The 22,909-nt window shown below is 60.8% G+C and carries 15 protein-coding genes; 9 read left to right on the top strand and 6 right to left on the bottom strand.

Going from position 1 to position 22,909, the window contains the following annotated elements; all coding sequences use genetic code 11:
• The first annotated feature begins 55 nt into the window (after positions 1–55).
• The 6 genes from BGE01nite_RS10650 to BGE01nite_RS10625 all read left to right on the top strand — a co-directional run bounded on the left by BGE01nite_RS10650 (position 56) and on the right by BGE01nite_RS10625 (position 6,229).
• A complete protein-coding gene (locus BGE01nite_RS10650) occupies positions 56–787 on the top strand; it encodes an RNA polymerase sigma factor (RefSeq protein WP_218032954.1) in 732 nt (243 codons plus the stop codon).
• 70 nt (positions 788–857) lie between these two features.
• Positions 858–2,321 (top strand): protein adenylyltransferase SelO, encoded by a 1,464-nt coding sequence (locus BGE01nite_RS10645; RefSeq protein WP_146850429.1) that lies wholly within the window; start codon positions 858–860, stop codon positions 2,319–2,321.
• Between the two features lie 113 nt (positions 2,322–2,434).
• Positions 2,435–3,241 (top strand): serine/threonine-protein kinase, encoded by an 807-nt coding sequence (locus BGE01nite_RS10640; protein WP_146850428.1) that lies wholly within the window; start codon positions 2,435–2,437, stop codon positions 3,239–3,241.
• Complete coding sequence (locus tag BGE01nite_RS10635) at positions 3,142–4,515, top strand: hypothetical protein (RefSeq protein WP_170266721.1); 1,374 nt, start codon at positions 3,142–3,144, stop codon at positions 4,513–4,515. Before BGE01nite_RS10640 ends, BGE01nite_RS10635 begins: the two co-directional genes overlap by 100 nt.
• Positions 4,516–4,598: 83 nt before the next feature.
• Positions 4,599–5,306, top strand: coding sequence for a DNA alkylation repair protein (locus BGE01nite_RS10630; protein ID WP_146850426.1), 708 nt, complete (start codon positions 4,599–4,601; stop codon positions 5,304–5,306).
• Between the two features lie 41 nt (positions 5,307–5,347).
• Positions 5,348–6,229, top strand: a complete 882-nt coding sequence (locus BGE01nite_RS10625; protein ID WP_146850425.1) for an alpha/beta hydrolase — start codon at positions 5,348–5,350, stop codon at positions 6,227–6,229.
• Between the two features lie 37 nt (positions 6,230–6,266).
• On the opposite strand, the gene BGE01nite_RS10620 is transcribed toward BGE01nite_RS10625, so the two are convergent.
• Positions 6,267–7,325, bottom strand: a complete 1,059-nt coding sequence (locus BGE01nite_RS10620) for a hypothetical protein (RefSeq protein ID WP_146850424.1) — start codon at positions 7,323–7,325, stop codon at positions 6,267–6,269.
• A gap of 147 nt (positions 7,326–7,472) precedes the next feature.
• Here BGE01nite_RS10620 and BGE01nite_RS10615 point away from each other — a divergent pair, with 147 nt between their 5' ends.
• On the top strand, positions 7,473–8,795 hold the full coding sequence (locus BGE01nite_RS10615; RefSeq protein WP_146850423.1) for a Gfo/Idh/MocA family protein: 1,323 nt from the start codon (positions 7,473–7,475) through the stop codon (positions 8,793–8,795).
• Between the two features lie 167 nt (positions 8,796–8,962).
• On the opposite strand, the gene BGE01nite_RS10610 is transcribed toward BGE01nite_RS10615, so the two are convergent.
• Positions 8,963–9,493 carry a hypothetical protein gene (locus tag BGE01nite_RS10610; protein WP_146850422.1) on the bottom strand — a complete coding sequence of 177 codons (531 nt, stop codon included), beginning with the start codon at positions 9,491–9,493 and terminating at the stop codon, positions 8,963–8,965.
• An 87-nt stretch (positions 9,494–9,580) separates the two neighbouring features.
• Here BGE01nite_RS10610 and BGE01nite_RS10605 point away from each other — a divergent pair, with 87 nt between their 5' ends.
• Both BGE01nite_RS10605 and dnaX read left to right on the top strand, forming a co-directional pair.
• Entirely contained in the window at positions 9,581–9,988 is a 408-nt protein-coding gene (locus tag BGE01nite_RS10605) for an MmcQ/YjbR family DNA-binding protein (RefSeq protein WP_246145701.1), read from the top strand.
• A 53-nt stretch (positions 9,989–10,041) separates the two neighbouring features.
• On the top strand, positions 10,042–11,994 hold the full coding sequence (gene dnaX / locus BGE01nite_RS10600; protein WP_146850421.1) for a DNA polymerase III subunit gamma/tau: 1,953 nt from the start codon (positions 10,042–10,044) through the stop codon (positions 11,992–11,994).
• 213 nt (positions 11,995–12,207) lie between these two features.
• On the opposite strand, the gene BGE01nite_RS10595 is transcribed toward dnaX, so the two are convergent.
• The 4 genes from BGE01nite_RS10595 to BGE01nite_RS10580 all read right to left on the bottom strand — a co-directional run bounded on the left by BGE01nite_RS10595 (position 12,208) and on the right by BGE01nite_RS10580 (position 22,846).
• Positions 12,208–14,265 carry a carboxypeptidase regulatory-like domain-containing protein gene (locus tag BGE01nite_RS10595; RefSeq protein WP_146850420.1) on the bottom strand — a complete coding sequence of 686 codons (2,058 nt, stop codon included), beginning with the start codon at positions 14,263–14,265 and terminating at the stop codon, positions 12,208–12,210.
• Positions 14,262–16,997: a hypothetical protein gene (locus BGE01nite_RS10590; RefSeq protein ID WP_146850419.1), complete on the bottom strand. Its 2,736-nt coding sequence runs from the start codon at positions 16,995–16,997 to the stop codon at positions 14,262–14,264. Before BGE01nite_RS10590 ends, BGE01nite_RS10595 begins: the two co-directional genes overlap by 4 nt.
• A gap of 155 nt (positions 16,998–17,152) precedes the next feature.
• Entirely contained in the window at positions 17,153–18,547 is a 1,395-nt protein-coding gene (locus BGE01nite_RS10585; protein WP_146850418.1) for a DUF1501 domain-containing protein, read from the bottom strand.
• A gap of 54 nt (positions 18,548–18,601) precedes the next feature.
• Positions 18,602–22,846, bottom strand: a complete 4,245-nt coding sequence (locus BGE01nite_RS10580) for a PVC-type heme-binding CxxCH protein (RefSeq protein WP_146850417.1) — start codon at positions 22,844–22,846, stop codon at positions 18,602–18,604.
• Positions 22,847–22,909 lie beyond the last annotated feature (63 nt).

The raw sequence follows: 22,909 nt of genomic DNA, 5'->3' as shown, positions 1-22,909 counted from the left end.
GACCGAAAGCTGACATTCGTTGACGACTCTCCCGTTCGTGGTGTTGAATGAGGCCATGAACGACTCCATCGCTCCCGGCGCGCGTGAGTTCCAGACCACACGTTGGAGTGTGGTGCTGGCCGCTCAGCATGCGGGAGACGGGGTGAAGGCGCATGAAGCCTTGTCGAACCTTTGCCGAGATTACTGGTATCCGCTGTATGCCTTTGTGAGACGGCACGGCCACGCGCCGCATGATGCGCAGGATCTCACGCAGGCGTTCTTCACCTCCCTTCTGGAAGCCGGGGCCACGGCCGCTGATCCAAGGCGCGGCCGGTTTCGTTCCTATCTGCTGGGTGCCTTGAAGCACTTTCTGACGAATGAGTTTCATCGGGCGAATGCGCTTAAACGCGGCGGCGGAGTGCCGGTGCTGGAATGGGATGCGCTGGGCGCGGAAACGCGCTACGAGCTCGAGCCCAGAGATCACTGTGATGCGGAGGCACTGTATGACCGGCGCTGGGCGATGGATGTGCTGGAGCGCGCCATGAAGCGTCTGCGCGGTGAATTCGCGGCGAAGAAGAATGAAGCAGCCTTTGATGTCCTCAAAGGCACCTTGAGCGGGGTCGAGCAGGCCAGGGAAGAATTGGCCCAACAGCTCGGCATGTCAGAGGGTGCTCTCAAGGTGGCCGTGTATCGCCTGCGGCAGCGCTACCGTGAAGTCGTGCGTGCGGAGATTGGCGAGACCGTGGATTCTCCCGCAGATGTGGATGATGAAATGCGACATCTGATTTCGGTGCTGCGTGCGATCTGAAAGAGGCGTATCCCTGGTGACCACGACTCTCTTGAGTCATGGTGCGTGCAGCGCCGATTCATTCCCCCCCATGTCCGCCCCCTCCATCTCTCCCTCATCTCCCGCCGGCTGGCGCTTTGATCACTCCTATGCGCGACTGCCGGAGGTGTTTCATGAGGCTGTGGAGCCCTCGTCGGTGCGTGAACCGAAAATGATCGTCTTCAATGATCGTCTGGCCGCTGAGCTGGGCCTGGATGCAGGACTGGCGAATCATCCTGCTCTTTTTGCCGGCAATGAAACGGCGCCGGGTGGGCGATGGCTGGCCCAGGCCTATGCAGGACATCAGTACGGGCACTTCACCATGCTGGGGGATGGTCGTGCGCTTTTGTTAGGCGAGCACCTCACGCCGAAAGACGAGCGTTTTGACATCCAGCTCAAAGGTCCTGGGCCGACGCCGTTTTCGCGTCGTGGTGATGGTCGCGCGGCTCTGGGACCGATGCTGCGGGAATACATCATCAGCGAGGCGATGCATGCGCTCGGCATTCCGACCACACGCAGCCTGGCCGTGGTGACGACGGGGGAGGTGGTGTATCGCGAAGGCACCATGCGTGGAGCCGTGCTGACACGTGTGGCTGCCAGCCATATCCGCGTGGGCACTTTTGAGTATGCCGCGGCACGTCATGAGAAAGAACCGCTGCGAGCTCTGGCCGATCACACGATGCAACGGCACTACCCGGAGATCGTAAATGCGGAGAGACCTTATGTGGCCTTTCTCGAGGCGGTGATCGAGCGGCAGGCGGCCTTGATCGCGCAGTGGCAGCGGGTGGGCTTCATCCATGGGGTGATGAACACGGACAACATGGCGATCTCCGGCGAAACGATCGACTATGGACCCTGTGCCTTCATGGATGCCTATGATCCAGCCACGGTGTTCAGCTCCATCGACCGCCACGGGCGCTATGCCTATGGCAGGCAGCCTTTCATCGCGCAGTGGAATCTGGCGCGGTTTGCGGAGGCTCTGCTGCCGCTGCTGCATGAGGATGAGAAAAAATCGGTGGAGATCGCGAATGAGGCCATCGAGAGCTTTGAGTCTCGCTTTAAGCGTCATTGGTTAGGTGTCATGAGGGGCAAGCTGGGGCTGCTGACGGAAGAGGATGATGACGGGGCACTTGTGCAATCCTTGCTTGATTGGATGCTGCAGGCGAAAGCCGACTTCACGAACACCTTCCGTGATCTGAGCCGGGCGACAGCAGCGGCCGAAATGCCTGCCGAGCCTGAGTTTCGTGACTGGCACCAGCGCTGGCAGGCCCGTCTGGGTCGTCAGCCACAGACGCGGCAGGAGGTGGTCGCCTCCATGCAGCGGCATAATCCCGCCTTCATTCCACGGAATCACAAGGTGGAGGAAGCTTTGGCGGCTGCCGCCGAAAATGATGAACTGGGGGAGATGGAGCGGCTTCTGAGAGTGCTGGCGCATCCTTACGATCATTCGAAGCCGCATCCGGGATATGACAAACCGTCAGGGGAAGGAGACTACCGGACGTTCTGCGGGACTTGAGCCTGGCGTGCATCGGAGGAGGCCAGAATTAGTGCTTTTCACTTTCCGCACTTTTTCTGTAACCTGAGGGTGCTGGTCTTTCAGGAACTCATGGAAACCCATCCCACCTCTCCATGACCACTCCGAACTCATGCCCGAAATGCGGCGTCTCACTCCCGGCCGATGCCCCGGAAGGCCTCTGTCCTGCCTGCCTCATATCAGGGGCTCTGGCATCGAATTTTGAAACCGTGAAGCTGGCTGCACCTCCATGGTCACTCGGAGATCAGGTGAAGTATTTCGGCAACTATGAACTGCTCGGGGAGGTGGCCAAGGGCGGCATGGGAGTCGTGTGGCGCGCCCGCCAGCAGGCACTGAACCGCACGGTGGCGGTGAAGATGATCCGTAGCGGCCTCTTTGCGGACAAGGACGAGGTGCAGCGGTTTCACGCAGAAGCCCAGGCCGTGGCGCAACTGAAGCACCCGAACATCGTGAACATCCACGAGATCGGCGAGCATGAAGGCCAGCACTATTACTCGATGGACTTTATCGAAGGCGGCACGCTAGCGCATCAATGCCACGGCAAGGCGATGAATGTGCGCGAGGCTGCGGAACTGCTGAGCACGGTCTGTGATGCGGTGCATTTCGCCCATCAGCGGGGCATCCTGCATCGGGATCTGAAACCGCAGAACATCATGGTGGATGCCGAAGGCAGGCCGCACGTGCTGGACTTCGGGCTCGCGAAGCGGATCGATGAAGATCAAAGCCTAACCATGACCGGTGCGGTGCTCGGCAGCCCAAGCTACATGGCACCAGAGCAGGCTGAGGGACGCAATGATCTCGCGTGGGGCCGCACACGGACGTCTATGCCCTGGGTGCCATCCTTTACCAGATGCTCACCGGACGGCCACCGTTTCTGGCACGCACGGCGGCGGAGACGATGATGCAGGTGGTGCAGCGCGAACCAGCGGCGCCCTCCCGGATCAATCCTGACCTGCCGCGTGATCTGGAGACCATCTGTCTGAAGTGTCTGGCGAAAGAACCCGCGCAGCGTTATGCCACGGCGCGGGAGTTGGGTGAAGAACTGCGGCGTTTCTTGAAGGGGGATCCCATCCGGGCACGCCCAGCCAGCTTTACCCGCAAATCAGCCAGTTGGCTGAGGCGTCATCCCGCCTGGCTGGCGGGTGCGGCGGCGCTGCTGGTCTTTGGCCTGCTGTGCACGATCTTCTGGCTCTACCAGGAGAACGCTTTTATGCGGGCGCAGCATCTGAACCCTGCGCTGAAGCGTGAGCCTGGACCGCTGTCCCTGGCTTTGCTGAATTGGTTTGGCATGGGATCCCTCATCGTCATGACAGTGGGCCTGTGGGTGAATGTGTGGTTCATGAGCCATGCGAGGCGCACCACGCTGCGTGCCATGTTTGACCAGTCCAGATTTGTGCCCGGATCGCCAGTGTCGGAGTATGTGCGGGTGATCATGGCTCTCGCGGGACTGGCCTGTCTTCTGTATGGATTGGTGACCATTGCAAAGGTCATCGAGGCCTACGCCTGGGAGGGCTTCGGTCCTCTGCCGAACCGGCCGCAGGCCATTCCTTCGGGCTACCTGCCAGTGGCGTTCTTCATTATATGGCTGGGCTTCTGGATGATCGCCACAGCCTGGCTGAACCGTGAGCGCGGTTTGCATGGAGCACCTGTGCGCAAACTCGATGAAGCGATGCAGACGGAGATTCGCGCAGCCGTGGCAGCGGGCGATGCTCCGGCCGCGATTCGGCTTTATCATCGCGCTGCGCCTGAGGCTGGGCTGCTGGAGGCGCGTGAGCATGTGAACCGCTGCATCAACGATCTGCGCATGAGTGATCAGGCCAAGTTCCAGGATCTCTACCAGAATCCACGTCGCGCTCTCACCTTGCGGCCGCGCGGCTTGTTCGGAGTGCTGGTGGTTGGCGTGGTGCTTTGGATCATCCTGAAACCTGCGGCACCGCTGCAGGCGGCCTGGTATCTGGCAGGTGGCGCCCTTTACTTTGCCGTGGCGCTGATCGCCGCGCACATGAAGGGCTTCCTGCCGAGGTTTCTGAGCTTCATTGGCTGCTCGATGGTCGTGTTCGCCGGAGGCAACTGGGTCTTTGAGAAGGATCTGCCCGGTCATATCTGGCTTCTCATGGCCGGCTTGCTGGCGGCGATGCTTTCCCTGCGACCCGGGCAGAAGCTCCCAACAAAGTGAGCTGATTTGTTGCAATAGATGTTAGATTTTTCCTCGACATGCAGGCCTCGCCTCATTGGAATGCACGGAGAACAGTGACTCTCATGACTCTTGAAGAAACCATGAATCTGCTGGCCTCGAAGGGCACGGAGCAGACGAAGAAGACCTATCGGCGGCATGGTGCGCCGGAGCCGTTCTTTGGCGTGAAGATTGGGGACATGAAACCCATCGTGAAGCTGATCAAAGGCGATCAGGAACTGGCGATGCAGCTCTATGAGACGGGCAACTCAGACGCGATGTACATGGCAGGCCTCGTCGCCGATGGCCGCAAGATGAAGCGTGCCCAACTCGAGCGCTGGGTGAAGAACTCTGTGTGGCACATGCATGCCAGCTTCACAGTGCCAAATGTGGCCGCCGAACATCCTGATGCCATCGAGCTGGCCTTGAAGTGGATTGATTCACCGAAGGAGCTTGTTGCGTCAGCAGGCTGGGGCACGCTTTCTGCCGTGATGTGCATGAGGCCAGACGAAGAGCTGCCCATCAAACAGATCCAGGCGCTGCTCACGCGTGTGGTGAAGACCCTCAAGACAACGCCTAACCATGTGCGCTGTGAGATGAACAATTTCGTGATCTGCTGCGGCACCTATGTGGCGCCGCTGGCGGACGAGGCCATGGAGGCGGCGAAGAAGATCGGCAAGGTCGACGTGGACATGGGAGACACCGCCTGCCAGGTACCGGACGCGGCTTCCTACATTTTGAAAAGCCGCCGTGGCCTGCCGGTGGCTCCGAAACGGAAGACGACGAAGTGTTGAAATGACCGGCTTCGCGCGGCGTTGCTTCTCGTTCCTCTGTCATGTCTCGTTTCCTTCTATTCTGCGCTTTTCTCGGGTTCGCCTCTTCATCATCCATCGGCCAGGAGCCTGCCACGAAGGCCAAGGCCCCTGATGCCATGGACAAGATGGCAGCGGAGCTGAAGCCCTCGCGAATCCTGGTCTACAAGAAGATCGCCGATCGTGAGTTGCAGATGCACGTGTTTGAGCCATCGGGCTTCAAAGCGGGAGACAAGCGGGCCTGCTACGTCATCATTCACGGAGGCGGCTGGACCGGTGGTGCACCGCCACGCATGTATCCCTTTGCCGCTCATTACGCGAAGCTGGGGATGGTGGGGATCAGCGTGCAGTATCGGCTGCATAGCGCGAAGACAGGCGTGAGCGTTTTTGACTGTGTGAAGGATGCGCGCTCGGCAGTGCGCTACATCAAATCACACGCCAGCGAACTCGGCATCGATCCCACCAGGATCATCGTCAGCGGTGGATCCGCAGGTGGACATCTGGCGGCAGCCACGGCCTTGTTCGACAAGGTGAATGAGGATGGAGATGATCTCTCCATCTCGGCCACACCAGCGGCCTTGGTGCTGTTGTTTCCGGTGATCGACACCTCCAAGGAAGGCTATGGGCAGGCAAAGATCGGCGAACGCTGGCAGGAGCTGTCTCCCGTGCACAACGTGCGTGCGGGACTGCCACCGACTTTGGTCTTTCACGGCACGGGTGACACGGTCACTCCCTTTGCCGGAGCGAAGGCCTTTGATGAGGCGATGCTGAAGGCGGGCAACCGCTGCGAACTGGACGTGAATGAGGGTGGCACGCACGGCTACCTCATGCGGGACAAGGCGCTCTATGACGACACGATGACCAAGACAGATGTGTTCTTGAAGTCGCTGGGGCTGCTGAAGTAATCTGCCTCGCGCTCGCGGCAATGCGGGATGCACGGGCCTATTTCGGCTTCGAGAAGATGACCCGAAAGTTGTCGTCCTGAAGTTTTAGCCGGCGGTAGTCGCAGTCGTAATCTTTGAAAAGCCGCAGCTTGCCCTGTTCCTCCTGAGGAATGTGAATCACGTGGCTGCCTTCGGCATCGAGCCACTCAATGATGTCCGGCCGGCCGTCCTTGCCACGGAGGACGGTGCCGCGCAGGCCATCAGGTAGTTTGACCTCATCGTCCCGCACCTCGACCTCGAAGTTGTTCCGTTTGATAAAAGCCGGGGGACGCTGGCCGATCATGTGCAGCACGGGAATCTGGCCGAGGCCGAACTTGTCTTGGCGCACTTTGCCCGTGAGCTCGAGGCTGACCATGTGAGCCACCAGGAGCTTGCGCCGGGCGTCACGCGCGAGGGGAGGCTGGCGGGAGTCGATCCAGCGATTAATGGCCGTGTGGCGGAGAGTGAAGGCTGACTGCGGGCTGAGGACATCGGGATAGAGACGATCGGCCTCGGCATCATACATTTTCCGGTCCTCAGGCTTGTCGGTGAAGACGTCATTGGCATTCCACAGATAGGGGTCCTGATAGTGCGAGAAGAAACGCTGGGTCTCCATCACCCGGTTATAGACGGCGGCAGCGGGAGCCCCCTGATTCACCACCGTGCCGTTTTCGGCGCGGACGGCATTATTCGCCACGCCAGGGAGACGCCCCAGGCTTTCCCTCTCCTCCTGGGCTGGCAGAGCTGTGCTCTGTCCGCGGTCAAAGGCCCGCTGGCGGGAGGAGTCTCTCTCATTCGAGGCCTTGTCAAAGACGTGCTCGGAATTGGGGCCGGGGATTTTAGCAGGCCGAAGGCTCCCTGCCTGAGGTGTTCTCCGGGCTTCCTCGGCGCGGCGCCGGGCTTCTTCACCGAGTTTGATTTCTTTCTCACGGGCCTTGTTTGCCTCTTCGCGAGCTCTGGCCGCCTGCTCAAAAGGGTTCTGACTCTGCTGCGCATAGAGAGCCTGGCTCATCCATAAGCTGGAAAGCAGCAGGGCAGGGAGGGTGAAGCGCGGCACGATGAGGTTATTTCTTATCACGTCGCGGCATCAGTCCGCAATGCAGATCTGGTGACACTATGGCGCATTAGCCTGCTGCTAATGAGGGCACTTGGGTATCATTTTTTGTCATCGCCTCAGCGAAAGGTTGCCTCCCGCCTCCACGATCACTCATACTCCTTTCACGCCATGTCCTCCATCTTGAATCGCCGCCAGTTCGTTCACAGCACCGCCATCCTGACCGCCGCCACCAGTCTGCGTGCCCAGCAAAAAGCGGACTCCAATGAAACCCTCCGCATCGGTCTGGTGGGCTGCGGTGGCCGTGGCACGGGCGCGGCGAACCAGGCCCTGGGCGCTGAATACAATGGCAAGATCGTGGCCATGGCGGATGTGGACATGAAGCAGATCGACGCGAGCATCGCCTCCCTCACGCAGAAGTTTCCGGATCGTGTGGATGTGAAGGCGGACAAGAAGTTCATCGGCCTGGATGCCTACAAGCAACTGATCGACAGCGGTGTGGACGTGGTGCTGCTGGCCAGCCCTCCAGGATTTCGCCCCATGCATCTGCAGGCAGCTGTGGAGGCTGGAAAGCACATCTTCTGCGAGAAGCCGATGGCGGTGGACAGCGTGGGCTATCATGTGGCCATGGCCGCGGTGAACAAGGCCAAGGAGAAGAAGCTGAATCTGGTGGCCGGTTTCTGCTGGCGCTACAGCACCTCACGCCTCGAGGCCTTCAAGCGTGCGCTGGGTGGCGACATCGGCAAGATCACAAGTGTGTATGCGACCTACCACACCGGCCCGGTGAAGCCGATGCCACCTGCAAGCGGCCGCCCTGAGGGCATGAGCGATGTGGAGTGGCAGGTGCGCAACTGGTATAACTTCTCCTGGCTCAGCGGCGACAGCCTCGTCGAGCAGGCCGTACACAGTGTCGATAAAATTTGTTGGGCCATGGGCGACAAGCCGCCGATGTCCTGCATCGGCACGGGCGGGCGTCAGATCAAGGCGGAGGACGGTAATATTTTCGACCATTTCCACGCCGCCTATGAGTGGGACAACGGCCTGATTTGCAACATGGCGAGCCGCCAGATCAAGGGCTGCCAGGGGCACAACCAGGACGTCATCCGCGGTGAAAAAGGCACGCTGGTCATCGGCAAGGGCGGGGTGCCGTTCATCGATGGTGAGAAGCGCTGGCGCTTCCGCGGCGATGAGAAGAACATGTATGACCTGGAGCACGAGGCTCTTTTCAATGCGATCCGCAAGGGCGAGGTGATCAATGATGGTGACCGCATGATGCTTTCCACCATGGTCGGCATCATGGGCCGTGAGGCGGCGTATACGGGCCAGCTCATCACCTGGGATCAGATGCTGGCCTGCACGCAGGACCTGGCACCGGACACGCTGAAGTGGGGTGACAGCTTCAAGCCGACGCCAATGCCGCAGCCTGGTGTGACGAAGTTTGAACTACCCGAGGAGAAGAAGGGTGGGAGTGAGCCAAAGAAGGAGAAGGCTTAAAGGAGGTATCGGAGGCTTCCAGCGTCCCTGCCGGGACGCTGGGTTTGATGCGGTGTTTACTGTGCACGCATCCGGTGGTTCCCGGCCGCTCCGCGACCTCCACCACCGGCTACAGGCCGTCGAGCCTCCGGCTCGCTAATGCCTAACCAATAATGCTAGCCTGGGCATTACGGAGCCTTTTTCTTCTTGTGGGTGATGGTGCCCTGGAGGGTGGTCTGGCCTTGGTCGCCGGTGAAGGTGACTTTGGAGGTGAGGGTGTCCTTGTCTTTGCCTTCATCAGCAAAGGTGTCTTCCACGGAGATGTTGGCAGAGCCATTGCCGGTGATGGCTTTGAGCGTGAGAGCGAGAGGCTCCTCGGTAAAGCTGCTCTCAAAACGCAAGGGCTGTCCATCGCCGCCGGTGAGGATGGCTTCAAAATTGTCCGTGGCAGCGCTGCGGGTGTAGGTCCAGGTGAACTTCTGGGTGTCGCCATTGATGGTACGGCTGCCTTCGATGGAGAAGGTGTCCTCGGCATCCACGCGACCGGTCCAGGTTTCTTTGACCGTGACGGGGTCATTGTTCTCGTTCTTCAGCTCACCCTCAGCCTCCCATTCGCCGATGAGGTGCTTGAAGAAGGGATGCTGGTTCAGATCGGCAGCCGAGGCTTGCGATGTGAGAAGCAGACTGGCAGTGAGGAGGGCGGAGAGTAGGCTCTTCATAGGATGTTGTGGATGAGGTTACCTGGATCTCCAGAGGAAAGACAAGCCGCAAGTGACACGGCAAAAGACGACCCGGGAAGGTTTGATGTGCCACGTTTTGACAGGAAGGCTCTCTGCTGCCTCTTTGGCGGCATGACGCTCGCTGACTTCTGCGCTTACTGCCTGTCCCTGCCACAGGTGGAGGAGACCACGCCCTTTGGCCCGGACGTGCTGGTTTACAAGGTGGGCGGGAAGCTGTTTGCGCTGACCTCGCCGGAGGATTTTCCTTCGACAGCGAATCTGAAATGTGACCCGGACCGGGCCATCGAGCTTAGGGATCGGTATGAGGAAGTGCAGCCGGGCTACCACATGAACAAGCGGCACTGGAACACGCTGACGCTGGAGGGACGGCTGCCCACGAAACTGATCAAGGAGCTGATCGATCACTCCTATGCGCTGGTGGTGGCGTCCCTGTCACGGAAGATGAGGGATGAACTGGGGCTGAAATCATCTTGAATGAACAGCAAAAATCCCCTCGCCACGCCATCACGAGGCGCTAGTCTGACCCTGTGAGTTACCAGGTTTTCGCCCGCAAATATCGTCCTAAAACATTCGCTGATGTGCTCGGTCAGGAGCATGTCGTCCGCACCTTGAGAAATGCCATCGCGCAGAACCGTCTGGCGCATGCTTATCTCTTCGTGGGGCCGCGTGGCACGGGCAAGACGTCCACGGCGCGTATCTTTGCCAAGGCGCTGAACTGCCCGAACGGGCCGAGCATCGAGTTTGATCCCGAGGATCCCATCTGCAAGGAGATCGCCGAGGGGAACAGCCTGGACGTGCTGGAGATCGACGGTGCCAGTAACAACGGCGTGGACCAGGTCCGCGACCTGCGAGAGAGCGTGAAATACGCGCCATCCCGCTGCCGGTATAAGATCTACTACATTGACGAGGTGCACATGCTCTCCACGGCGGCTTTCAACGCGCTGCTGAAGACCCTGGAGGAGCCACCTCCACATGTGAAGTTCATTTTTGCCACCACGGAGGCGAACAAGATCCTGCCCACGATCATCAGCCGCTGCCAGCGCTTTGACCTGCGCCGCATCCCGCTGAACATCATCGCCAAGCACCTGCTGCACATCGCCAATGAGGAAGGCGTGGACCTGGATGAGAAGGCGGCGTTTGCCATCGGCAAAGGTGCGGACGGCGGGATGCGTGATGCGCAGTCCATGCTGGACCAGCTGGTGGCCTTCTGCGGCAACAAGATCCGCGAGGAAGATGTGCTGGAGATTTTCGGGTTCACCTCCATGCAGACCGTGGTGGGCATGGTGCAGCATCTTTTGGAAAGTGACACCGTGGGCGCTCTGCAACTGGTGCATGACACCAGCGAGGCAGGCAAGGACCTGGGCAAGCTGCTGAGCGACTTGATTCAACATATTCGCACACTTTTGGTTAGTCAGGCCGACCCCGAGGCCGGGGCCGAGGACCTGGAACCGGAGATCGCCGACCGTGTGGCAGCACAGTGCCAGATGGCCACGACCGAGCAGCTTCTGCGCGTGGTGGATGGCCTGGCCGAGGTGGATGCGCGCATGCGCTGGGCCACGAACAAGCGTCTGCACCTGGAACTGGGCGTGATCCAGGCGGTGCAGCATCTGAATGAAGTGAGCCTGAGTGATGTGATCGAGGCTCTGGAGAGCGGCACCACGGGTGGTCTGCCGAAGGTGACACCGCGTGCCGCCCAGGTGACCTCCGCACGTGCAGCGACTCCTGCGGCTGAGCGTGTGAGTGTGGCTCCGGCAAGAGTGGCCGAGCCTGCGCCTGCAGCACCCCCTGTTCGTGAAATCACACCTCCGACCGCGCCCCTCCCAGTGTCGCGTGAGCCTGAGCGGGTGATCGAACCGGCACCTGCTCCCGTGGTCGTGAAGGAGTCTGTGGAAGCCCCTGCGCCTGTCGTCAAACCCACACCTGTGGAGGCCTCAGCGCCGCCCATCGTTTCAGCAGCCCCTGAACGGACTCCGCCGCCTCCAGCAGCGACGATGGATATCGATCTGGGACAGTTCTGGGCTGACTTCACCAACATCATCCAGGAGCGTCGTGCTCTGATCGTGGGCTGGCTGAGGATCGGCACGCTGCTTTCGATCTCTCATGGGGTGGTGAAGATCGGTTTTCCGATCACCGAAGGTCATGCTCGTGAGAGCCTGAACCGCGACAACCAGCGCAAGTTCCTCGAGGCTGTTGCCGCAGAGATGCTGGGCATGGCGGTGAAGTTTGAAATGGTGCCGGATGCCTCCTTGGCAGCACCGATGGCGAGTGAGATGGGATTTGATCTGCTGGACGTGCCAGAGCCCAAACCTGCGGCGGCTCCTGAAGCCAGGGTGGACGCTCCGAAGGCCGCGGGCAGCGCGGCACCTGCCACAGCATCCGCTCCTGAAGCGCCAGCGGCTCCTCCTGAGGAGTTTCAGAATGATCCGCTGATCAAGGCGGCCGTGGAGAAGTTCAAGCTCAAGCTGGCGGCGAGGGCGTAGGCTGGTTTTCGAGGCCAGCACGGACGTTGCAATCGCGGCAGCGTCCTGGAGTGCGCCGGTCCTCCGGCGCTTTCCGACGAAGCGAGTGATCTGCGAATCTCTGAAGGCAGATGAACCTCGACTGACCTTCGAAGCCAGCTTGCGATTTATTTCGTTAGGCCTTCGAGAGCGCCAGAGGACTGGCGCACTCCAGGACGCTTCGCGACTGCCATGTCAGCGTGCTGACTGGCGTGGCGAAGGAAAATCCTTTTCGATGATCTGAACAGGTTTTGATGCATCGTTGGTTGGGCCTGGCTTGTCCTTGCTGGCGCCACAGGTGAACTGGTCCAGGAGCTCTTGCCGGCGTTTGTCGAGCGGGAAGTCACGGTAGGTTTTCACGAGGCGGGCGCGTCGGTCGAGGGCGCTGATCTCCGGGGTGGTGGCCTTGTTGGGATCAAAGGGAGCCACGCGCTGCTGGTCGAGTACCTCGGACTCGCGGGCGAGATCATCGCGACGCTTCTTCTTGCCATCGAGCTCGGCCTCAGCCGCGCCACTGGTGCGCTGGGCTTTGTTTTGCAGGTTCACCATGCTGGTGGCCAGCTGGGCATCCTGCTGCTGGAGGCCGGCGATCTGGGCCTGGATCTGCTGCATCTCCATCTGCACTCGTGGATTGATCTGGGGCTGCGCCGGTTGCTGTGGTGGCTGCTGGGGATCAAAGGTCGGGTTGTTGCCACGCTGCGGGACGCCTCGCTGGGGCAGGCGCTGTTGTTGGTTAGGCGGGAACATGGGCCGGACGCCTTCTCCGCTCCCGCCGCCCTGGTTTATCATGAGGGAGAGCTGCTGAAGCCGTGCCTGAAGCTGACGCATCTGCACGGCGATGGCCTGGCGCTGCTGAGCGAAGCCTGCCAGCTGCACGCGCAACTGTTGATCGACCTGCGTCATGCCTTGCAGCCTTTGAATGTCGGCATCGAGAGCTTTAACCTCGCGCTCAATGGTGGCCTGCCGAGCCTCGATGCGGGAGACGTCTTCTTTGCGCCTTGTGTCGGCATCGGCGAGGACCTTGTTGCGCATGCCCTGGGCAGAGGTGTTGAGCCTGGCGAATTCGGCGAGCACCCGGTCGCGCTCCCTTTCGGCTTCCTGACGAAGTTCACCACGGAGAGCATCCAGGAGATCACGTTCCAAGGCAGCGGCTTCCGTGGTTCCGACATCGGGTTTCCACGGGCCAAGCATCATGCCGAGAGCGAGACCGAAGGACTGCGCCGTGTCCCTGGATGCAGGAGTGACGGCGCGATTGCCATAGTGAATCCTGGCGAGGCTCCTTGCCTCTTTGATGGCCAGGGAAGGCTGATGTTGCAGCAGGAGCATCCAGAGCCGGGTTTCGGCGGCACGATCCAGGATTACACCCTCAGGCCTCGCATTCACGGACTCGGCCAGACTTCCGAGCGCGCCTTCATAGCTGCCTGCGCCGATCTGGGAAAGGCCGCGCGCATAGCTGGCGGCACCATTGTCCTTGCCCGCGAGCTTGGTGATGGACTGGCTGGCGCGCGCAGCGGCGGTCTTGGCCGGTGCTGATGTGCCCCAGCCATCTCGCAGGAGCACCCGGACGAGGCTGTGGAGGACTTCGTCACAGGGTTGAAGCTCAAAGACGATCTGGTCTCGTGTGCCACAGGCGACCTTGAGGCTGCCGATGAAGGTCTGGGTCTCGGGCGCATCGATGGAGACTTCGTAGTCACCGACGGCGAGGTCTTTTAAAAGGAGGTCGCCCTTGTCATTGCTGACAAAAGGTTGGTTAGGTGGTGCGGTGATCTTTGGCGAGGTGGGACGCAGATGCATCCGGGCGCCCGCCACCTGCAGACGGACGGATTCATCGGGCTTGTCACCGGTGCGCACTCGTTTCACGACGAGCACGGGAACGTCGCAGCGCTCCCGTTTCGCCGGTGGCTTGGTGAGGATGAAGTCGTGGACGTATTCTAACGAATTTTGCGGCACCTTGAAGCCCCGGCGGGCATCCTCGGTCTTGAAGCCGGCGCTGGTCACGCGGTAGGCGTAGTCTGCAGGAGGCAGATCCTTGATTTGATAATAGCCTCCAGGTGAACTGGCCGTGACGGTGGCGACGACGGTATTGCCCTTGCCGCTGAGCAGTTCAATCTTGGCCCCAGGAAGCGGGCCGAGATTGTTGCCCTTTTCGTCCTGCCCGTAGACACGTCCGTGCACGGCCGGCAGGGGAGCGGCGATGGATGGCACCACGAATCCTAGAAGCAGGAGGTGGAGCAAAAGCAGGTGTGTTTTCATGGAGTGTTGTCAGGGACGAGTCGGACTCCGATCACACCCACCGCATCCGTGGCATCCGTGGTGGTGAGGCGTATTTTATAGGTGAGTGTGACATACATGGTGCCCGTGCCGGCCTGGGCGGTGTAGGCGGGGCCATTGAAAGCAAAGTCGGCCGCCACCCAGCCTGCAGGCGGACCTGCGACGAAGTCCGCGCCGTGAATGGGATCGACCGGGTAATTGGCAAAGTTTGCCGCGGTCATGCGGTCAAACCGAAGGGGCATGTCGATGAGCAGAAGGGGCGAGGCTTTGTTCGCTGGCAGCGGATTCACGGCCGTGTGGAGTCTGAAGAAGGGCTGCGCGCCGAAGGGGAAGGGCATGAGATTGCCAGCCATGTTTCGACGAGTCGGCCCGCTGCTAAGTTCCGCGCGTGCATCGATCTTCGCCGTGGTGAGCGGCGATGAACCACCGACGAAGCCAATGTGCGCCACGGCCCGCAAACCATTCGCTGCGGCGGGCATGGGGACGAGTCCCTCAAACCGAATGGTGATGACCTCGGCACCATCACCCGTGGGCCGGATAGCCGTGCTCCAGGAGGGCAGATGAATGGCGGCGGGGATGTTTTCGTGACTGGCAAAGAGCAGGCCGAAGTGGCTGCCGTGCTCGGCCACGAGGCTCCAGGCATTGCGGATGGCCAGAGGATCTGCCAGCGGCATGCCTTTCCATGGCAGCGGCAGGGCAGGCAGAGGTGGTGTGACCTGGAAGGAAGGTGCCGAAGCATTTCCAGGAGGGAAGGGTTTCAACACACCACCACGGCGTGTGCCGACGGCTGGCACCGTGGTGCCGGATGGGAAGAGTGGCAGCATGGAGCCGTTTGCCGCCGTGATGACATTGCCAAAACCATCCAGCGCCGTAACACGCGGCTGCACATAAAGATAGAGTGCCTCTGCGCCGGTGAGCATGGCGGCGATATTTGCCCGCACGATGGGAGGCGTGATGCGGCTGACGTGAGTATCCACTCCTGGTGGAATGGGGCCTGAAGGGGTGAGCGGAATGCTGGCCAGCGGGATGGAAAAGACGGGCACGGGCTTGTGCGGCAGCACGCCGAAGAGATCGATGCGCCAGGCAGCGATCAGGCCAGTGCCGCCGCTGACGGTCCAGTCCACAGTCACGGCATCGCCATCACGCACGATGGTGGTGGCGGGATCAATGCGCACGCCGCTGATCAGGGGCTCGACCGGAGGGGGAAGAGGAAAGAGCAGTGCGGCGAGCACATCTAGCAACGAGATGAAGCCGCCTCCCGGTGGTGGAGGGTAGCCATCTGGAATGAAGATGCGGACGGGTGGCCAGAGTGGCGGTGGAGGCTCGATGGTGACGGGAGGCAGCGGAGGCTCCGGCGGCAGAGGAGGAAGCTTCTCTGGCACACTAGCGGAAGGTGTGCCCGCGAGCCAGACAGAAAGTTCGTTAGCCGTGGGAGGCGTGCGGACGACCTCGCCATTCTCATCGAAATGTGCGGAAGGCGTGAGCCACACGGCGGCGAGCACCTTGGCGTCATCGCCGTTCTTGTCGCTATCATAGACGGGTTGCGCATCGGCCTCGATGGCCACGCGTTGAAGCTGGGCACGGTCCGGCACGCGCTGTGCTGCGGCTCCACTGCCGAGGATGCCGATGCCGGGCTGCATCAGGGACTCACGAGTCAGTGGATTAATGGCTAGCTCGAAACTGGCAAGCTCATAGGTCTGAGGTGCGCCATCGTCCTGAAGGGGACTCAGCTCCGAACTGAGCAGGAACTTTCTGGCTCCGGCGAGGAGGTAGATGGGATGCCGGGTTCCTGGCTGTGCTCCTGCGCCAGTTTGGAGCGTGACGTGGACGTTCTGAACGAGCGTGCCAGTGATGGGGGCAGGCTTGAAGGACGGGCTGGATTCCTCCCACCATGGAAAGGCGCCGGTGACTCGGCCACTGAGTGAGCGCACAAGTTCGCTCTCGGCTCTGAGCGCGGCTTTCTCCGAGTCACTCGGTGAGGACTTGGCCGCATGAGCCTCATACTCCGGAAGCAGCTTCATGAGCTTGTCACGACTGGTTGAGAGCTTCTCCTGAGGGCGTGAATCAACGAGGCCATTCGCAGCGAAGAGCTTGCCATTCACCTCGATGCGATAGCCTGCGAGGGTCCAGTCGGTGCGCCCCTGGCTAGCGAAGCCGATGCGCTGGAGATCTCCACACTTCAGGCCGGTCAAAAGCTGCTGGCTGGTGTGCAGGGTATCGAGTCCTGGGTCATCGGCCTTCACTGTGAACTCAAAGGAGGCCATCTGCCCCGGCTGGATGTCTGTGGCACTGGCTTCGAGCGAAGATTTATGTGGGAAGGCTGCGAAGGAGGCATCGCGCTCAGCGCCGCCGAGGGGATGCAAACGTAGCGGGAAGCCTAACCCGAGATGCACATCCACGGGTTCAGAGATCGGCTCGCCTTTTGTGCCTGCGCCGAGGGTGATCTTGATGGTCTCCACAGGTTCGTCCGCAGGCAGCACACCCATTTCAAAAGGCGTCTGTGGCAGACCTTGATGCACGATGGGCTGGGGCTGCTCATCAGCCGATGGCGGGACTGGCTCTGCCTCGGGTGAGGTGGGAGATGGAGCTGGGGTGGTCGTTGTGCCGCCTGGGGAAAGCGCACCTTTGAGCCGGGCCAGCAGGCCGGGATCGACCTGGGTCACATAGAGGGCTGCCGCGCCGATGAGTCCGCCAAAGACGAGACCAAGGATCATGCCACCCCAACGTGACGGCGGTCTGGGGGCTGGGGAAGCGGGAGGGCCATTGCTCATAACAGGGGAGAACTGAAATCAAACAGGCACCGTGCAGGCCCATTGCCTGCTCCAGCTGAGATCAGAATACGTGGCTGGGCCCGAATTGGGAATGCCGATTATGTCAGAATTCGTTGAGCCACTACGCCGCTGACGTTGGTCAGGCGGAAGTTTCTACCACCATAGTAGTAGGTGAGCTTGGTGTGATCCAGGCCCAGCAGATGCAGGACGGTGGCGTGCCAGTCGTGGATGTGCATGGGATCGACGACGGCCTTGTAACCGGTCTCGTCAGTCGCACCGTAGGTTAGGCCACCTTTGACACCGCCGCCAGCCATCCAGATGGAGTAGCCTTTGTGATTGTGGTCACGGCCATCGCCACTTTGGGCATAGGGCGTGCGGCCGAATTCGCCAGCCCAGACAACGAGGGTGTCCTTGAGCAGGCCACGGGCTTTGAGGTCGGTGAGCAGCGCGGCGATGGGCTGGTCCGTGGCTCCGCAAGCGGTGGAGAGCTGATCGCGCAGACGGTTGTGATGATCCCAGTTCACGGGCGAGGCGATCTCGATGAAGCGCACGCCAGCTTCGGCGAGACGTCGAGCGAGCAGACACTGACGGGCGAACTGGTCCTTGCCCTGGCCGATGCCGTAGAGCTTCAAAATGTGCTCAGGCTCACCACGCAGGTCGAGCACGTCAGGCACCTCTGTCTGCATGCGGAAGGCGAGCTCGAAGGACTCGATGGCACCCTCGATTTCCGGATGATGGCCGTCACGCTCCATCTTGCGCTCATTGAGGCCGCGGATGAGATCAAGCTGCGCGCGTTGGAGGTCACGCGGGATGTTCTTGTTCTCGATGTTCTTCATCGGCGGGCCGGGAGCCACGTCCTTCTTCAGCAGGGCTGCATAGAGATCCGGAAGCTGGCTACCGCCGATCTTCGTGCCCTGGCAGATGGCGGGCAGGAAGGCACTGCCGTAGTTCTGCGCGCCACCATTGTCGGCCGGCGGATTCAGCGTGATGAAGCCGGGGAGGTTCTCATTCTCCGTGCCGAGGCCGTAAAGAGTCCAGGCACCGATGGATGGCCTAACAAATTGAAAGCTGCCGGTGTGCATCTGGCCGAAGGCCTGCGCATGATTCGGCAGATCGGTGTTCATCGAATTGATGATGCACATGTCATCCGCATGTTTCGACAGATACGGGTAGAGCGTGGTCATCCACTGGCCAGACTGGCCGAACTGCTTCATCGGATGCACGGGGCCGAAGAGCTTGGCTCCGGATGAGTCGCGACCTAGCGAGGCTGGCTTGCCATCGCGTGCGGCGAGCTCGGGCTTGTGATCAAAGAGATCCACATGCGAGGGGCCGCCACGCATGGTGAGGAAGATCACGCGCTTCGCCCGGGCCGGGAAGTGCGGGGACTTGGCGGCGAGGCCACCTTTTCCCTGCGCCAGCGCGGTGAACGCCAGCCAACCGATGCCCGAAGACATGGTCGTGAGCATGTCACGACGTGAGAGAAAAGGATTCATAGGTCAGAATGCTTGTTGGTTAAAACGTCCATCCCCGGCGGGTTCTTTGCAAGGTCACTCGCGTTTCATGAGGAGGAACTTCAGGAGTTCGAGAGTCTTGCGCTCAGGCAGGGCCTCCAGCAAGCCGGGAGGCATGAGGGAGGCGGGGAGCTTCTGACGCTCCTTGAGGTCGGTTTTGGAGATGATGACGGACTCGGTGACGGTGCGCGCGGTGATGGCCGTGTCGGTTTCCTGCTCGATGACGCCGGAGATGACGGTTCCATCCTTTTTGGTTAGGATGTGGAGTTGGAAATTGTCGCCCACGACGGCATTCGGATCGATGATGTTCTCGAGGAAGTAGTCGAGGCCATTGCGCCAGGATCCGGCGAGGTCGGGGCCGAGCTTGCCCCCGACTCCGCCCATGGCGTGACAGACGGCGCAGACCTGCTTGTAAGTCTCCTCGCCCGACTTGGCATTGAAGGCCCACATGGGCGCAGCTTGATAAGCCTGCTTGATCTTGGCAATGCTGGCCTTCGCGGCTTCGCTGGATTCATTGACCTTGCCCCAGCTGGCATCGAGCAGCGTGTTGATCTCAGGATGGTTCAAGCTGCGCATTTGCCGGATCTGCAAGGCGCTGAGATGCTTCTTGTCAAAGGTGCCTGATTTGACGGATTCAAGGAGAGGCTTGGCGAGTTCGGGGCGGCTGGTGAGGGCACCGAGCGCGGTGCTTTGATTCGTGGTGTCGAGTTTGGGGAAGAGATTGAGAAGGGCCAATGCCGTCGCGGGATCGTTCGAGCGGGAGAGCAGGGGAATGACGGCGTTGGTGAACTCAGGCTGGTTCAGCAGCTTGACGAAGATGGGTGTGGCTTCGGCATCGCCGACACGTTTGAGCAGATCAAAAGCTGCACGGCGCTGGGAGATGGGCTTGGTGATGTCTGCCAAGATGGTGCGCGTTTGAGCGAGGACGGCTTTGTCACCGAAGAGAGCGGAGAGCTGGTCTTTAGTCGGAGATGCTGGAAGCGTGAGGGCGGACCATGCTTTGGGCATGGTGACCTTGGCCTCGTCCTTCAGGCCGAAGGCGAGGAGTTGGAGATCGAGCTCGGTTTTGATGGATGGCACGAAGGCTTCACGACCTGAGGCGGTGGTGCAGGCATACCAGCGGATGGAATCGGCGAGAGATGGAAGTGGTGTCTTGTCGGCGAGAGCAAGTCCGCGAGACCAGTCGTCGGCAACGACAGGACCGAGGCCGAACCAGATCATCTTGGGAAGGAAGCGGTCGTCTTTGTCCTCACCATGCATCGCGAGCGCTGAGGCGACCTCCCAGACCGTGTTTGAATCTAGGTTAGGCAACGCTGAGGCGAGGGCGAGACGGACGGTCGGGGACGGGTCTGACTTGGCGAGTTTTAGCAGGGTCTCGCGGCTGATCTTGGGTTGGCCGTGTTCTTCGGTGGCGAGCTGGATGGCCCAGGAGCGGACGATGTCGGAGCGATTTCCAATCAGGCTCGAGATCTGGAGTTTATCGAGAGCCGTGGCAGCGTGAAGCAGCCACATCAGCCGGAGTGTGAGCTCTGGTGAAATACCCGGCTGTGAGATCATGGTCACGCCATTGGCAACGGCATCAAAAGGTGCGGGTCTTTCTTGAATCAGCTTCCGAGACATCCGGGCATGCCAGTCGTTCTCGCTGCTCTGCTGCTTGAGAAGTTGCGCATCGCTCATCTTCCCCAGGTCCACCTTCGCGGGCTTGTAGGTTTCCTTCCAGGAGATGCGGTAGATGCGGCCGTTGCTACGGTCCCATTTCTCGTCCTCGGGGTTGTGGCAGTGCTGGGTGTCGGTCCAGTCGATGACGTAGACGGCACCGTCAGGGCCGGTTTGCAAATCGACGGGTATGTAGGTCTCGTCACTGCTGTAGAGGAGGTCGTAACCGGCGTGGAAGGTTTCATAACCGCTACCGGTGCGGACCATGTGCTGGTGATTGATCTGATGGCCGTGCAGGTTGTGGGTGAAGAGATGGTCGCGGTAGATGGCGGGCCAGTTGTCGCCATTGTAGATCAGGGTGCCGACATGGGAGTGGCCGCCATAGACGGCGGTGGTGCCGGGCTTGCCTGCGCCGCCTTCGCCACTGTCGTAACGAGCAGAGGCAGGAAGGTAGTTTTGCAGGTCGGGGGCGAAGGCTGGGGCGGTGGCGGAGATGAAGGGAGCGTATTTGCTGTTCGCCTGGTTCCAAAAGTGGCCGTTGCGGATGGCGTGGGTGGTGCCGCCTTTGCCGAAGAAGCTGCGGCAGTGGGTCATGAAGAGGTGGCCGTTGCTGTTGTAGTCGAGTCCCCACTGGTTGCTGCCGCCGTGACAGAAGACCTCAAAGGTGTGGCGCACGGGATGATAGCGCCAGACTCCGGCATTCAGCGTGACACGCTGTTCGTTAGGTGTGCCGGGCTTGCCGATGAGGGACTGGGTGAAGACGCCTTGGTTGCCATAGAGCCAGCCATCCGGGCCCCAGGTGAAGCTGTTGAGGGTCTCGTGGGTGTCCTGGTAGCCCCAGCCGTCGAGGAGAATGTAGGCGGTGAAGGGGAGGCCGGGGGCTTGCGTAGCGGGGCCATTCTTGGCCCCATCAGATGCAGACGGGCCAGGAATGGCCCGGGTACTGTTGAGCGGCAGCGGGCTGTCTCCATCCTTGGGGATAAAGAGCAGATGTGGAGCGGCACCGATCCAGACGCCGCCGAAACCGACCTCGATGCCGCTGACGAGATTCAGACCTTCGCAAAAGACTTTGTGGGTCTCGAAAGTGCCATCTCCATTGGCGTCTTCGAGGATGCTGATGCGGTCTTTACCCTGGCCTTCGGGCTGGCGGTTCGGGTAGCTGAAGGCTTCGGCGACCCAGAGGCGGCCGCGCTCGTCAAAGCAGAAGGCGATGGGCTGTTTGATCGTTGGTTCGGCGGCGATGAGATCGACCTGAAAGCCGTCCTGGAGCTTCATGGCGGCGGTGAGCTTTTGAGCCTGGTCGTTTTGGACTTCGGAAGGTTTTGCAGGATTCGGGAGCAGGTGCCAGAGCACGGGGCTTTCATCGCCGCGCTTGCTTCGGTCGCTGCTGATGCTCAGAGGGCCGGTGCTCGCGGCAAAGACTGGCTTTTGGTCGTGGAAGACGAAGTCGTCAAAGTTCACGTGGCCCCACCCGGCGGTGCTTTGATCGGTGATGCGGATGAAGATGCGCTTGCCGAGCACGGGGTGGAGATCCACGGCCACACGTTTCATGTCCTCCTTGTCTTCACCGCTGGCGCTGAAGAGGACCTTGTTGTCAGACTCGCTGATAATCTCGGTCTTCACACTGCGGCCTGCGCCGACGAGGAAGCTGGCCCAGGGGTGCGTGGCGGTGAAGGGAGATGAGGTGAGGACTCCTTTGCCCTTGTCTCCAAGACGCTCGTAACCGCCTAACCAATATTTACCTGCGTGGCGTGAGTTTCCACGTTTGCGGATGGCGACGGTGTCGCCCTCGATGGGTTGCTTGTCCCAGGCATCGCCCTCAGCTTTCCAACCTTCGAGAGTGCCTTTCTCGAAGCCGAGATTCAACTCGGCGGGCGGGGCGATGCTGTTCGCCGTTGTCGGTTCACGCTTCTCGATTGGCTGTTTAGCCAATGCCTCGCGTTTGGGCATGGCAGTCTTGCCAAGGTGGATGAGCTGGATGTGGCGGAACTGGACTTTGGCGGGGCCGGGGCCGCTGTGGAGCTGGAAGGCGAGCTTGCCACTCCACTCGGCGGCTTTGGCCTCGTGGTCGTCGAGCACGCTCATGAGGGTGCCGTTGACGCGGACCTCGATGTGCGAGGCGGTGGCGGTGATGCGATAGGTGTTCCAGTCACCGGGTTTGATGACGGATTCGAGGCTCTCGGGCTCGGCGAAGACATCGGTCCAGCGTCGGCCATCTGGGGCGATGTTGACACGTGCGCCGCGCTCGACCAGCAGGGCGCGACCGTGCTCATCGTAGATGCGGCCGAGCCAGACGGCACCTTGATCGAGGTCCGCCTGATAGCCGCTGGCGTGGCCTTTCTCATCACGCTGGCAGCGATACTGGATGCCGCTGTTGGCGCTGGGACCGCCGGTGATGCGGAACTCAGCGGTGAGGTCGAAGTCATGCAACTCGCCGTCCCAGAAGATCCATTCGTTGGTTTTGAGGGTTTGATTGGCCGGGATCTCGCCAGTGATAGCTCCGTCCTCGACGCGCCAGTGCTCGAGATTGCCGGACCAATGGTCGAGGGTTTTGCCATCGAAGATCAGAGCAGGCTCCGCCGCTTGGAGGGTGGCGGCGGTCAGCAACAAAAGCAGAGGCTTCATGGTGGTCAGGGACGGGTTGGGCTAGTGACTGCTAGCAAACATTACAAAGGAGTCCGTGTCCGA

Origin of the sequence: Prosthecobacter gellanilyticus (genome assembly GCF_007992435.1) — a bacterium.
Lineage (GTDB): Bacteria > Verrucomicrobiota > Verrucomicrobiia > Verrucomicrobiales > Verrucomicrobiaceae > Prosthecobacter > Prosthecobacter gellanilyticus.
The sequence above is the reverse complement of the archived record's forward strand: the minus strand, read 5'-3'. Positions and strand labels throughout refer to the sequence as shown.

What these genes read in the sequence shown, in the direction of transcription:
- BGE01nite_RS10590 (WP_146850419.1), bottom strand. Translation starts at nt 16,997, where the DNA reads ATGATCCTTGGTCTCGTCTTTGGCGGACTCATCGGCGCGGCAGCCCTC.
- BGE01nite_RS10640 (WP_146850428.1), top strand. Translation starts at nt 2,435, where the DNA reads ATGACCACTCCGAACTCATGCCCGAAATGCGGCGTCTCACTCCCGGCC.
- BGE01nite_RS10610 (WP_146850422.1), bottom strand. Translation starts at nt 9,493, where the DNA reads ATGAAGAGCCTACTCTCCGCCCTCCTCACTGCCAGTCTGCTTCTCACA.
- BGE01nite_RS10585 (WP_146850418.1), bottom strand. Translation starts at nt 18,547, where the DNA reads ATGAATCCTTTTCTCTCACGTCGTGACATGCTCACGACCATGTCTTCG.
- BGE01nite_RS10625 (WP_146850425.1), top strand. Translation starts at nt 5,348, where the DNA reads ATGTCTCGTTTCCTTCTATTCTGCGCTTTTCTCGGGTTCGCCTCTTCA.
- BGE01nite_RS10615 (WP_146850423.1), top strand. Translation starts at nt 7,473, where the DNA reads ATGTCCTCCATCTTGAATCGCCGCCAGTTCGTTCACAGCACCGCCATC.
- BGE01nite_RS10630 (WP_146850426.1), top strand. Translation starts at nt 4,599, where the DNA reads ATGACTCTTGAAGAAACCATGAATCTGCTGGCCTCGAAGGGCACGGAG.
- BGE01nite_RS10595 (WP_146850420.1), bottom strand. Translation starts at nt 14,265, where the DNA reads ATGAAAACACACCTGCTTTTGCTCCACCTCCTGCTTCTAGGATTCGTG.
- BGE01nite_RS10645 (WP_146850429.1), top strand. Translation starts at nt 858, where the DNA reads ATGTCCGCCCCCTCCATCTCTCCCTCATCTCCCGCCGGCTGGCGCTTT.
- BGE01nite_RS10650 (WP_218032954.1), top strand. Translation starts at nt 56, where the DNA reads ATGAACGACTCCATCGCTCCCGGCGCGCGTGAGTTCCAGACCACACGT.
- BGE01nite_RS10580 (WP_146850417.1), bottom strand. Translation starts at nt 22,846, where the DNA reads ATGAAGCCTCTGCTTTTGTTGCTGACCGCCGCCACCCTCCAAGCGGCG.